Origin of the sequence: Nostoc sp. (genome assembly GCF_036917815.1) — a bacterium.
Classification (GTDB): domain Bacteria; phylum Cyanobacteriota; class Cyanobacteriia; order Cyanobacteriales; family Nostocaceae; genus Nostoc.
This window is the reverse complement of sequence record NZ_JBALEK010000082.1, coordinates 62,670-75,211: the sequence shown is the minus strand read 5'-3', so window position 1 is coordinate 75,211 and position 12,542 is coordinate 62,670. Positions and strand designations below refer to the sequence as shown.

General features: G+C 44.2%; 10 protein-coding genes. 3 read left to right on the top strand and 7 right to left on the bottom strand.

The features are described from left to right. The first annotated feature begins 29 nt into the window (after window positions 1-29). Together V7K97_RS24685 and V7K97_RS24680 are read left to right on the top strand one after the other, a co-directional pair. Window positions 30-848, top strand: a complete 819-nt coding sequence (locus tag V7K97_RS24685; protein ID WP_334803620.1) for a class I SAM-dependent methyltransferase — start codon at window positions 30-32, stop codon at window positions 846-848. Window positions 849-1,268: 420 nt separating this feature from the next. Then, a complete protein-coding gene (locus V7K97_RS24680) occupies window positions 1,269-3,533 on the top strand; it encodes a cation:proton antiporter domain-containing protein (RefSeq protein WP_334803619.1) in 2,265 nt (754 codons plus the stop codon). A gap of 143 nt (window positions 3,534-3,676) precedes the next feature. Here V7K97_RS24680 and V7K97_RS24675 read toward each other — a convergent pair whose 3' ends face one another. The 6 genes from V7K97_RS24675 to V7K97_RS24650 all read right to left on the bottom strand — a co-directional run bounded on the left by V7K97_RS24675 (window position 3,677) and on the right by V7K97_RS24650 (window position 10,659). After that, window positions 3,677-5,113 carry a TolC family protein gene (locus V7K97_RS24675; protein ID WP_334803618.1) on the bottom strand — a complete coding sequence of 479 codons (1,437 nt, stop codon included), beginning with the start codon at window positions 5,111-5,113 and terminating at the stop codon, window positions 3,677-3,679. 117 nt (window positions 5,114-5,230) lie between these two features. Continuing rightward, window positions 5,231-5,902 carry an ABC transporter ATP-binding protein gene (locus V7K97_RS24670; RefSeq protein ID WP_322704566.1) on the bottom strand — a complete coding sequence of 224 codons (672 nt, stop codon included), beginning with the start codon at window positions 5,900-5,902 and terminating at the stop codon, window positions 5,231-5,233. A 267-nt stretch (window positions 5,903-6,169) separates the two neighbouring features. After that, a complete protein-coding gene (locus V7K97_RS24665; RefSeq protein ID WP_442936906.1) occupies window positions 6,170-7,450 on the bottom strand; it encodes an ABC transporter permease in 1,281 nt (426 codons plus the stop codon). 119 nt (window positions 7,451-7,569) lie between these two features. Further along, window positions 7,570-9,132, bottom strand: a complete 1,563-nt coding sequence (locus V7K97_RS24660) for an efflux RND transporter periplasmic adaptor subunit (protein WP_334803617.1) — start codon at window positions 9,130-9,132, stop codon at window positions 7,570-7,572. A 137-nt stretch (window positions 9,133-9,269) separates the two neighbouring features. After that, a complete protein-coding gene (locus V7K97_RS24655) occupies window positions 9,270-9,806 on the bottom strand; it encodes a hypothetical protein (RefSeq protein WP_334803616.1) in 537 nt (178 codons plus the stop codon). Window positions 9,807-10,020: 214 nt separating this feature from the next. Next, window positions 10,021-10,659 (bottom strand): TetR/AcrR family transcriptional regulator, encoded by a 639-nt coding sequence (locus tag V7K97_RS24650; RefSeq protein WP_334803615.1) that lies wholly within the window; start codon window positions 10,657-10,659, stop codon window positions 10,021-10,023. Window positions 10,660-10,804: 145 nt separating this feature from the next. Between V7K97_RS24650 and V7K97_RS24645 the strand changes: the two genes are divergently transcribed. After that, window positions 10,805-11,692 (top strand): tetratricopeptide repeat protein, encoded by an 888-nt coding sequence (locus tag V7K97_RS24645; protein WP_334803614.1) that lies wholly within the window; start codon window positions 10,805-10,807, stop codon window positions 11,690-11,692. 205 nt (window positions 11,693-11,897) lie between these two features. Here the strand turns inward: V7K97_RS24645 and V7K97_RS24640 are convergent, their stop codons facing one another. Continuing rightward, complete coding sequence (locus V7K97_RS24640; RefSeq protein ID WP_334803613.1) at window positions 11,898-12,302, bottom strand: response regulator; 405 nt, start codon at window positions 12,300-12,302, stop codon at window positions 11,898-11,900. Window positions 12,303-12,542 lie beyond the last annotated feature (240 nt).

Genomic DNA, 12,542 nt, shown 5'->3' with positions numbered 1-12,542 from the left:
ATAAAGTGGAGAAAATTTGACATTTGGTTATGACTGATTTGGATAGTTATAAGCAGCAACTAAGAGAATTTTATGGTAGTAGAACTACTTATGACCATGAGGAAGGTACTCGCCATCCTCTAGAAGCCAAGCTTTTGCTTGAATTTGTGCCGCTAGAACTGGGACAGAAAATTCTCGATGTGGCGACTGGAACAGGTTTAGTGGCGATACCCGCAGCTGAAAAAGTTGGTTCAGAGGGTTATGTGATTGGGATTGATCTGACTCCTGAAATGTTAGATCAAGCAAGACTTAAGCTGGCCACAGCCGGATTACAAAATATCGAGTTGATTGAGGCAGATGCAGAATATTTCAACTTTAATGATAGTAGTTTTGATGTTGTCTTTTGCTGTGAGGCCATTGTACTTTTTCCCGATATCCTTGCTACTTTGCAAAAGTGGTATCGCTTCTTGAAACCTGGAGGATTTGTGGCATTTACCTGTCCTCCCGAAACTGCTTATATGGCATCTCTTCATCAGAGTATCTACACCAGAGTTTTGGGCGTATCACTACCATATATCCTGGAACCACTGGGGACTCCAGAAAAATGTCACAATTTGCTTAATCAGGCAGGTTTTAGAGATATCGAAATTAAGATTGAGCCATCAGGACGTTATCGCCATCTTCGGGATAACAGATTATCTAGGACAGCAATTAATATAAATTTTAAAGGTAATCCCCTGTTGTCAAAATTATCACAAGAACAATTAAATCAGTTGCAAGTTGAGTACAAAGCTGAAATTGAGAAACTAGCAACTGCTCAAGGTATTTGGGAAGACACGACAAAATTCTTTGTTCGCGCTCGAAAATAAGTTGATCGGCAAAGCTTTGCTTTTAATCTGAAGGTTGTTTGAAAAGTATTTAGCTACTTCTAGATCCCCCCTAACCCCCCTTAAAAAGGGGGAAGAATCAAAGTCCCCCTTAAAAAGGGGGATTTAGGGGGATCTAGAACGTTTTGCTACCAAGAAGAGGACTTTTCAAACAACCTCTGAAGGTTGTGGGCGATCGCACCTGATCACCTTACCGTTAATAATAGACATCTGGTGAAATTAATATACAGCGTATTGCCCGAAATCTTCGGTAGGCACAATTCACGAATTGTGCCTACATCATTTTCAGCAGATGTCTAATGACAATGACAGTTTAATCTCATAGGCCGATGTGGAAGTAAACATTTTCAGGATTTACTTGAACAGCCAGTTTAAAAATTTGTAATCCCACCTTTGGACATTATGCAAAACCTGCCCCTAATGTTAGTTCCTGTACTCGCCGTCCAGAAAGCAGCAGGTAACGCTTTAATTAAACCTCTCGGTCATCATGATCTGCTGTTGGTGCTGGTGCAACTGTCACTATTACTTCTGGTAGCGCGGGGATTAGGTGAGTTGATGCGCCGGATTAACCTACCGCCCGTTGTTGGGGAATTATTGGCGGGTGTTTTGCTTGGCCCTTCTCTATTTGGTTTAATCCTTCCAGACTTACAGGGGCTGATCTTTCCCAAAAGTCAAGAACAATCTGATTTACTTTCGGTGATTTCTTGGTTAGGCGTGTTATTTTTGCTGATTGTGACTGGCTTGGAGACGGATCTGAAGCTGATTCTTCGTAAGGGCAAAACGGCTCTATTGATTTCACTGGGTGGAATTATTGTACCCTTTATCACCGGATTTGGACTGGGCTGGCTATTGCCAGATAGTTTTTTAGCCAACCCAGATAAGCGATTAGTATTCAGTCTGTTTATCGCCACAGCAATGAGTATTTCGGCAGTACCAGTGATTGCTAAGGTGCTGATGGACTTGAACCTGATTCGCCGTGACATTGGTCAAGTCACCTTAGCTGCTGGGATGACTGACGACACCATCGGCTGGATTTTACTTTCTGTAGTTTCAGGTCTAGCTAGTAGCGGCAAATTTGATTTTGGGACAATTTTTCATTCTGTGAGCGCGGCTATATTGTTTTTAGCGATCGCCTTCACAATTGGGCGTACTATTGTAGACCAGATTTTGCGCTGGGTTGATGACTACGTTGGCGGCATCTCTGCTAGTATATCGGTTGTGCTGATTCTTTCGCTCTCGGCAGCCGCACTTACCCACGCATTAGGTCTAGAAGCAGCATTAGGTGCTTTCGTGCTGGGGATTTTGGCAGGTCAATCGCGCCGTTTTAGTAATGAAGCTGGACATCTGCTAGAAGTATTCACAGCAGCCTTTCTAGCGCCAATTTTCTTTGCTTCAGCTGGATTGAAAGTTAACTTGGTAACTCTGTTAGTCCCCCAAACGTTGCTATTTGGCTTGATTGTTTTAGCTGTGGCCTGTGTTGGGAAATTTATCGGTGCTTACATTGGTTCTCGCGTCGGCGGCTTGAGTCATTGGGAAGGTTTGGCCATGGGTTCCGGGATGAATGCTCGCGGGGCGATGGAAATTGTCGTTGCGACCATTGGTTTATCTCTGGGAGTGCTGAATCCCCAGATGTACTCGATTATTGTGATGGTGGCGATCGTCACTTCCCTAATGGCTCCACCCCTTTTACGCTGGTCTTTGTCGAAGGTGGTTATGGGTGAAGAGGAAGCTAAACGCTTGGAACAAGAAGAACAGGATAGCCGCAGCTTTATCAAGCAGATTCAGCGTGTCTTAATACCCACCAGTGGTGGCCCCAACATCCAACTGGCGGCGCAACTAGTGGGTTACATGGCTCACCAAAACTCCATAGAAGTTACATCTTTATATGCCCTGAGTGATAAGCAACCTCAAAGCAGAGCCCGCCGGATGGAGGCCACCCAGGTAAAAGACACTGCCGCAGACCTTGCTCTAGCCACTGTTGCTGAAGAAATGCAGCTACCTGCTGATACCAACCTGCAAACAAAAACGGAGTCGGGGCGTAATAAAGCGGAGGTAATTCTGAATGAAGCGAACAAAAACTATGACTTGATTGTACTGGGAGCTTCTGAAAAGATACGCCCCCAAAAAGCATTGTTCAATTTGCTTGTAGACCGGGTAGTACAAGAAGCGCCTTGTGCAACGATGGTGGTGAAGTCGCAGATACCCCACCCCAAAGGCGAGATATGCAAAATCGCTCAACAACAGTTGAAAAAGATTCTGGTGCCAACGGTGGGGACAGAATATAGCAAAAATGCCGTCGAGATGGCGAGTACGATCGCTGCTCAAACTGGGGCATTAGTGATGATCGTTAACGTGATTAATTTGCCACAGGTTGAGTATATTCTTTACGAACAGCGATCGCTAGCTCCAGTCAAGGAAATTGCCCACGATATGCTCGAACAGCAAGCAGCAATTGGCCGCAATCTGGGTGCTGATGTCAAAACCTATATTCTTCAAGGAACCAGCCCAGAAAGGGAAATTCTCAAGTTTGCCCAAACCCAGCAAGTTGACCTAATTATTCTCGGAAGTAACATCCGAATGGTTACGGGTCGTGTTTTCTTCGGTCACAGAGTGGATGCAATTTTGAGTAAAGCCCATTGCCCTGTAGCGGTTATTACAGTGCCATAGTCATTCTAAGTTGAGATGCATTTAGTTTGCTTGAATATAGCTATGCTACACGAGCGCAGATATAAAAAAATCCTCGATCTAAGTCCCCTTATAGGCAGGGTCAATCCAAAATTGCAAATTCTAAAATCCAAAATCCTTAGACCTTAGCGGGAAGCTTTCTCTGTGACTAATATTTGCAAATTAGCGAGAGCGAGATTGTAATTCACAATAGCTGTGACTCGATTACCTTCTGCTGTTGTCAGGGCACTTTCAGCAGCAATTACGTCTGTTTGAGTGTTCACACCAGCTTGGTAGCTCAACCTTGCTATATCCAGAGCTTCCTTAGCTTCACTTAAAGCCAGAGTAGAAGTTTGCACATTCTTTAAATTGGATTGTAATTGAAAGTAGTACTGTTCTACATTAAAGCGAATTTGGTCGCGCTGGCTAGCAAATTGAGTCTCTGCGATCGCAATATTCGCTTTCGATTGATCTGCACTCGCTCTGGCTGCGCCCCCATCAAACAAAGTTAGACTTGCTTGAACTCCTGCTGAATAGCCATCAGTAACGCTGATGCCATCATTAAACCGATCTAGCAGATTGTAGGCACTTACCACACTAATTTGCGGACCTAGCTGTGAAAGTGCCTGTCGTCGCTGTTGCTCGTAAATATTACGTTGTGCTAAATATTGTTGCAATTCTGGACGATTTTGAAACGCTTGGATAATAGTTTCTTCCATTGTTGGCTGCCAAAGACCTGCTAACTCTACAGGATCTCCGGCGGTGATATTAACTGACTGTGACAAACTTAACGTAGTTGCAAGCTGACGACGGGCAATTTGCTGCTGCGAGATAGCATTAGTCAGGGTTTGTTGGGCATTTGCTAAATTTACCTGAGCTTGCAGCACATCAAAGTGCGTACCCACTCCAGCTTCTTCTCTGGCTTGAGTATCGCGGAAACTAGCTTGGGCACTGTCCACAGCAGACTGATTAATTCTTACTTGTTCATCTGCTTGTTGCAAATTGTAGTATTGAGTCGCGGCATTCAACCTAGCTGTCAAATACTGAGTTTCAACATTCAATTGATTCACAAGTACTTGTTCTTCAGCTGCTTGGATTGTCGCTTGTCGATTCCCCGACGTATAGAGATTATAATTCAGTTGTGCTGAACCATTAAAAGAAGTGCTAGCTGGAGATGAACTGCTAGTAAAACCATTACCACTATTAGTCACATTACTGCTGATTCCCAGAGTCGGAAATAAGGCAGCTTGAGACTGACGTAGGGCTGAACGACTGCCTTCTAGCTGTAATATGGCTACTTGTAAGTCTCGATTGTTGCGCTGTGCTAGTTCCAAAGCTTGTGCCAAACTGATTGATACAGTTTTCTGAATCTTCACTTCTTCCGGTTTGGTAGGAAATTGGAGAGGATTGGGATTGGGGTTGAGGTAATCGGGAACCTGTACAGAACTTGAGGAATTCTGGGGTTTTAGGGGAGTTGCTGCACCTGCTAAAGTTGGAAGAAGAATAGCGATACCTGACGGCAAGGCTACCGCCAACGCGACGCTAACCCAGGTAGAATGCACGAAGAATAAGCTGAAATTCATAATCTAGATGTAGTCATTAATCGGGTTTCTTTGAGGATACAATCAAAAGTTTTCATCCTGATTGATCTACAGAGGTTTAAATTTTAACTTCCTCCTCAAAGGGTTTATCTTAACAAATTAGCCCACAATCAAACCATCCTGAACTCGAATAATCCTTCTGGTTTGAGCAGCGATATCTGGTTCATGAGTGACAATGACAATGGTGATCCCTTGGTCATTAAGTTCAGTCAGCAAACTCATCACCTCATGAGAAGTTTCAGTATCTAAAGCACCTGTTGGCTCATCTGCTAAAACTAATGCCGGTCGGTTGACTAAAGCACGAGCGATCGCTACCCGTTGTTGTTGTCCACCGGAGAGTTGACTGGGACGGTTAGCTATGCGTCCCCCTAATCCCACCTTTTCCAAGGCTTCTAATGCCCTTTCACGGCGTTTTGGCTTGGGCAAGTTAGCGTAAACCATTGGTAACATGACGTTTTCTAGCGCTGTCGCCCGCGCCAATAGATTAAATTGTTGGAAAACAAAACCGATTCTTTGGTTGCGGATATAGGCTAATTCATCATCATCAAAAGTTGTCAGGTTTCTGCCTTCAAAAATATAGTCTCCAGTTGTGGGACGATCCAGGCATCCTAAAATATTCATCAGCGTGGATTTACCCGAACCTGACGCACCCATAATCGAGACATATTCCCCTTCTTCAATAGAGAGTTCAATTCCCTTGAGTATTGGAACACTAACTTCTCCCAAGTGGTAAGTTTTGGTAATAGATTCCATCCAAATCATCGTTGGCATAAGAGTTAGGAGTTAGGAGTTGGGAGTTGGGAGTAGAGACGCGATTAATCGCGTCTCTACAGGAGTTGGGAGTTACGAATTACGGGAGCATCCCAAATGTGCAAAAACCTTGATAGCCCTCATCCCCTAACCCCTTCTCCCAAAGATGGGAGAAGGGGAACTAGAGTTAATGTCTCCCCTCTCCCAAAGATGGGAGAGGGGCTGGGGGTGAGGGAAAAGATTTAAGCTCTCATTGGGATGCTCCCCGAATTACGAATTACGAATTATTTAGTCGCTTCTTAAAGCGGTGATTGGATCTAATTTGGATGCGTTACGTGCTGGAATCACCCCAGCGACTAAGCCAACGCTCAATGAGAGTCCAAAGCCAGCAATGATCGACAATAAAGAAATTACGAAGGGAAATTTGAAAGTGCTTGCAGCTATAAAGGCTAATAAAATACCAGTCGCCATCCCAATACATCCGCCGACAATGGAAATCACGATCGCTTCGGCTAAAAATTGGTTAAGTATTGCTGAATTTGTAGCTCCTACGGCTTTGCGAATCCCGATTTCTCGCGTCCGCTCAACCACAGAAACCAGCATAATGTTGGCAATACCAATGCCACCAACCACTAGAGAAATTCCCGCGATCGCTACTATCATTACTGTAAATAAACCCACAATACTAGTAAAGGTACTCACAATATCAGCTTGATTAGTCAGCCGAAAATCATCAGCTTGGGGCGGATAAATATTGTGACGCAGCCGTAAGAGATTGGTGGCTTGAAACTGAGCGGCTTCTAACTGCTCCTGATTAGCGCCTTTGACTAAAATTCCATTGACAGAAACTCCTACCAGTGCATTGTTACCAACCAGTCTCTTTGACATAGTAGTGAGAGGGATGAAAATCTGGTCATCTCGATCCATCGGTCCCTGAGAACCTTTAGGTTCCATTATCCCAATTACTTCATAAGCCTCTCCCTGAATCCGAATTTTCTCGCCGATGACATTGGCACCCTGTTCAAAGAGTGTTTTTTGGACTGTGGGGCCAAGAATGGCAAACTGTGCGGCAGTATCTAGTTCTTCCTGAGTAAAATATCTCCCTTCCTGGGGGTGGGTATTTCTGACTTCTGGGTAGTTTAAATCTGTGCCATAAATAGTTGTTGAGGTATTCTGTCCTGCATATACAACTTGGGCGCTGCGTTGGAGATAAGCAGAAACCATCTGGGCTGATGGGGCTTGGGTAGCGATCGCTTTCGCATCTTGCCAAGTCAAGGTGCTGCTGGAACCTACTCCTTGACGGACATTCCCGCTTCTTGCCGCACCCGCCAAAATTTGGATCACATCTGTACCCAATGCTTGTATCTGTTGCTCAACTCCCTTTTGCACTCCCTGACCAACAGAAGTAATGGCAATGACTGAAGAAATCCCAATAATCACACCCAACATAGTTAGACTTGTGCGTAATTTGTTACTCCACAGAGTCTCTGCCGCCATTGTCAAGATTTCCAGCAATGGTACTGTGCGGGTATTCTTAGCTTTGTAAAAGCCCTTAAATATCTTAAACATCAGGTTTTATTTAAAGAAGAATGGAGAATTCAGAATTCAGAATTCAGAATCAAAAACCCACAGATTAATCCGCTAGTCGGACTCGAATTCATCCTGAATCTGACTCCTGAATTCTTTCTTTAAGGAGGAGAACCACCGCCGGAACGACCTCTGCCGCCACCGGCTCCTCCGCCTCCTCCCATACCAGGCAAAATCCCTCCTCGTGGTGTTGATTGCGGACGCGATCCTGGTGGGAAACTGAGCAATACTTTTTCGTTTCCTGTCAATCCAGATTTAACTTCGGTAAAGTTATTCGCGGTAACGCCAGTCTCAATGGGAGTGAACACAGGTTTGTTATTCTTTCCTGCCACAAACACACCCGTAGCATTTTCTTGGCGCACCACTGAGGCTGTTGGCACTACTAGAACATTTTGAACTTGACCGACTTGAAAATCTACTTCCGCATTCATCCCAGACCGTAGTAGCCTTTCAGGGTCCAAAAGTGATACTCTCACTTCAAAACTGGTGACGTTTTGCTCTACTACTGCTTGGGCAGCAATTTGGCTGACTTTACCTTCAAAGGTTTTTCCTGGGTAGGCATCTGCTTTAATGGAGACTTTTTGACCAAGGCTGATTTTGGAAATATTTGTTTCTGCTAAACTGGCGACAACTTCATTTGTGGAAGCTAGAGACAAGATTGAAGAAGAAGAAGAAGAAGCTACTTCACTACTGGCAGTTGTGGGTGTCACAAAAGCGCCTGGATCAGCATACTTCTTTGTCATCACACCATCAAAAGGTGCGCGAATGATTGTGTCATTGATTTCGGCTTGGATGTTTTGCAGGGAGCCGCGAGCAGATGTTACCTGGGCGCGGGCTGCGTCAATATCTTCTTGGCGCGATCCTGCTTTCAAAAGTGCCAAAGATTGTTGTCTCTGCCTCACCACAGCTCTGGCTTGGTCGATGTCTTCTGGACGTGACCCAGCTTTTTGCAACCCCAGTGCTTGCTCTGCTGCATTTACCGTGGCTTGGGCGCCATCACGATCTGCACGGGTTTGGTTGAGAGTCTGAAGGGAAATACCACCTGCTTTGTATAGTTGTTGATTGCGGAAAAAATTATCTTCTGCTTTACTGAGAGCGGCTTGAGTATTTTGTAATTGTGCCTGTGCTTGGCCAATATCTTGAGAGCGATTACCTGTTTGTACCTTTTGCAGATTCGCCTCGGCTTCGTCTAAGGCTCCCTGTGATTGAGCAATATCTTGAGGGCGATTACCTGCGATCGCTTTTTGCAGATTTGCCTCGGCTTGTGCCAATTGTCCTTGAGCAGAAGTAAGTTGCCCCCGCAGGTTGGAATCATCCATATAGGCAACAATTTGTCCTTGTTTGATCAGATCCCCTTCCTTCACCAACAGTCTTTTCAAGATGCCTGAATTTTTCGGGCTGAGGTTGATTGACCGTTCAGGCTTCACTGTTCCGTTCGCTGAAACTGTGATTGTTAAACTCTGCCTTTGTACAGGGTTTGTCAGCACCCGGCGTCTGGCTTCTTGACGGGGAGCAACTGTTACTTGGTAATAAACTGCATAGCCAATTCCACCCAAAAGGCAAAGAGCAATTAACCAAGAAAGCCAATTACGTCTGCCTTTTTTTTTCTTGACCTCTGGAAGTGGAACTGGGGAATCTACGGTATTTGGTGTATCAATCTGCATATCCACTTTGTCTATAAAGAACGGCTACCGAGCTAGTTATTTACGCCTAAAACTATAGCCTGGTAGCCATATACTGACAATTTCTTGGGTTTTTAGTATTTTCACAAAAAAGAGTTTAAGGGCAAAATCGCAACACTTTAAAGATTTATTTGGATTAGCGGTCTAGGAGCAGGAATTACGTAGCCAGGAGCAAAAAATTCCAGATGGGGACCAAGAATAACTCCATCAGGAAGTCTGTAGTAACCATTACGAAGTTTGACTAAGTCTCTACCATAAATAATTCTCCCACTAGCCAATCTGATGTCACCATTGCCAAGTCTGGCTGCTCTGCCATTGTATTCGTGGTTATGGTTCCAATTACTCTGATCTGTAGGGTTTCTGACTCCTCCAGAATTGGATCTGCCGTCGCGGTTCCAGTTTCCAGAATTGGATCTGCCGTCGCGGTTCCAGTCTCCAGAATTGGATCTGCCGTCGCGGTTCCAGTCTCCAGAATTGGATCTGCCGTCGCGGTTCCAGTCTCCAGAATTGGATCTGCCGTCGCGATCCCTACCTTGATCGCTTTGAGCAACAACGTAGGCTTTCGTCTGGGCACTTGCAGGCGCAGTTAAGAGAGTGGGAACAACGATCAGGGCAGCAGCAGCTAAAACTATCGATACACGGTTTGGTTTCAACATACAATTGACTCCTTATTTAGATTCAAGTTCTATTCTACTTAGGTTCCGATTCAGCAATTTAGACATTTGCTTTTGTTTTAGCATTAAGATGTCTGATATCTACCTCATCGTATCAATTCATACATATTAATTATCACTCAAAAACTCTAAACCGATGTATGACCAAAGTCATTAGTAATTCCACACTGCTCTATGACTAAAGTCATAAGTTTTTCTAATCCTGACTTAGTGCAATTCCTTGCCAGATAATATCCACAAGACTCAATACAAATACTGATATTTCCGTGGGGCTATCTCCAGAATTTAAGTAAGTTCCTATTGGTAATTCCGCAGTTGGTATATTGACTTGGGACAACATCTGCTCTAAAAAAACGTAGTTCATTAACGATCCGACTAAGATATGAGCCACTGTCTGGGGATCGCAAGGGCGAAGCCGATGTTGGTTGATCTCCCGCTCTAAGAAAGCAGTTAGTACTTTGACATCTAGTATCGGTCTTGGTTCTTTACCTCTAAGTTCTGGGAGGGCATTGCCTCGCGATCGCAGCATCATGATCAGAGGCAGCACCTCACGATAGAATTCCATAATCTGGAAGCAAATATTGGTGAGGTTTTCTTTGAGATTGCCTTGGCCACAAAGAGATTCCAACTCGTTCACCCAGGGGGGTTTTTCTGGAATTCCCATCGCCGCAAAAAATAATTCTTCTTTCGTTGAAAATCGCTTGAAAATTGAAGCTTCCGAAATACCAGCTTGTTGAGCAATTTCCAAGGTTGAAGCACCAAATCCTTGTTGTAAGAAAATTTGACGAGCCGCTTCTAAGATTTGCTGATTGGTGATTCTGGGTATACGAGCCATAAATAAGTAAGTGGATACTTATTAATGTATTTCTTTTGTTATGGGGATGTCAAGAGCTAATGACGTAAGATTTTGCTACCGTCAACAGCGCAGATCGTTTAAGCTAGCTGAAAGATTCTTTGATTAGTGGCTTAAAGGCGGTAGTGTGCCTAAATATGTTCGTTTGATTTCTTTTCTAATGGTCTGTAGTTTGTGGAGTATGCCAAAAGCCGCTAACGCGCAGGCATTAATACCCCATACACTGCAACTAGATGGGACAAAGTTAGAGAAACAGGGGTTGAGCTTGGCACAAGAGGCGGCTCAACTAGCTCAGTTTCAGCAGATTGATTTAGCTTTGCCACGAGCGCGGCTGGCTAGTCAACTGGCTCCGAAGAATGATAAGGTGTGGTTGCTGTTAGGTGGATTGCAGTTGCAAACTAAAGAGTTTGACGGGGCGATCGCCAGCCTGAAAAAAGCGCAATCTCTCAACCCCAAAAATGGTGATATTTTGTTTGCGTTGGGTTCAGCTAATTTTCAGCAGAAAAATTACCAGGCTGCTGTTGTCAATTATCAAGATGGTTTAAAGTTAAAACCCAATGATCCAGAAGGGTTATTTGATTTGGGTAATGCTTACTACCTGCTGGGTAAATTGCCAGATGCCATCGCGCAGTACGATAAAGCCGTCTCCCAAGATAAAAAATTCTGGCCAGCGCTCAACAATATTGGCTTAATCAACTACGAACAGGGTAATACCCCCGAAGCGATTAAGCGATGGCAATCTGCTATAACCCTTGAGAAGCAAGCCGCAGAACCTTTATTGGCCTTGGCAGTCGCACTGTATAGTAAAGGCGATCGTCAAAAAGGAATAACCTTGGGAGAAGCTGCACTCCGTATCGATTCGCGCTATGCTAATTTGAATTTCCTCAAAGAGAACCTCTGGGGCGATCGCCTACTGTCTGATACGAAAAAATTCCTAGAATTACCCCGTATTCAAGCAGCCCTATTGCAACGAGAAAATTCATCATCAGCTCCTGAACAACGGCCTACGCAATAGGAGTAGGGAGTAGGGAGTAGGGAGTAGGGAGTAGATGGAAAAGAGGTAATTTTTCATTCTCCCGATTCCCCATTCCCGATTCCCCATTCCCGATTCCCCACTTGCTTAATAGTACCTTTTCATAGTACATATATACTAACCATTACAGGAACTAGTCGCCCAAAAATATTAGCGGGCGAGTATTCCTGAAATAAGTTGTTAATTTTCAGTGTTTGTCTGTGGGTAGAAGTGCGAGGATTTGGTCAACAAACTGTTGATGGTCAACAACTGGCTTAGAAATGTAGCCATCAGCACCGCTTTGCTTGAGAAAGTTCTCGCGATCGCCTTCCATAGCATGTGCCGTGACTAAAATAACAGGTAAGTTTGCTGTTTTTGGATCAGATTTTAACATCTGTGTAATCTTGATTCCATCAACAGATTTACCTTGATAAACACTTCTGGACAGAGAAACATCCATCAAAATCAGGTCGGCTTCTCCTGATTGGGCAATTTTTATGACTTCTTCGACATTTTCAGTGTGTTTTACACCCAAGCCGCCACGCTTGGACAAAATTTTGGAAAAAACACGAGCATTAATTAGATCGTCTTCGACAATTAAAACAGTTTTCATGAGAATTTAAGTTATAGAGGTGAGGAGATTCCAGAATTCCAGAATTCAAAATTAACAAATGCAATCATGATCAGAAGGAGTCAGAAGACAGAATTCAGAATTCAGAATACCCCAGCAGTCAAGTTAGGGGTAAGAGTCACGGAAAGAATTTTTTCTTCTCCCTTGGCGCTAGCCTCTCCCTTTGGGAGAAGGGGAGACGCTAAGAGCGAACACGCGCGTTTAAAATCCCTTGCTCTAAAC

Coding starts and splice junctions, on each gene's coding strand:
- V7K97_RS24640 (WP_334803613.1), bottom strand. CDS start 12,302: ATGAAAACTGTTTTAATTGTCGAAGACGATCTAATTAATGCTCGTGTT.
- V7K97_RS24660 (WP_334803617.1), bottom strand. CDS start 9,132: ATGCAGATTGATACACCAAATACCGTAGATTCCCCAGTTCCACTTCCA.
- V7K97_RS24670 (WP_322704566.1), bottom strand. CDS start 5,902: ATGCCAACGATGATTTGGATGGAATCTATTACCAAAACTTACCACTTG.
- V7K97_RS24675 (WP_334803618.1), bottom strand. CDS start 5,113: ATGAATTTCAGCTTATTCTTCGTGCATTCTACCTGGGTTAGCGTCGCG.
- V7K97_RS24680 (WP_334803619.1), top strand. CDS start 1,269: ATGCAAAACCTGCCCCTAATGTTAGTTCCTGTACTCGCCGTCCAGAAA.
- V7K97_RS24685 (WP_334803620.1), top strand. CDS start 30: ATGACTGATTTGGATAGTTATAAGCAGCAACTAAGAGAATTTTATGGT.
- V7K97_RS24650 (WP_334803615.1), bottom strand. CDS start 10,659: ATGGCTCGTATACCCAGAATCACCAATCAGCAAATCTTAGAAGCGGCT.
- V7K97_RS24665 (WP_442936906.1), bottom strand. CDS start 7,450: ATGTTTAAGATATTTAAGGGCTTTTACAAAGCTAAGAATACCCGCACA.
- V7K97_RS24655 (WP_334803616.1), bottom strand. CDS start 9,806: ATGTTGAAACCAAACCGTGTATCGATAGTTTTAGCTGCTGCTGCCCTG.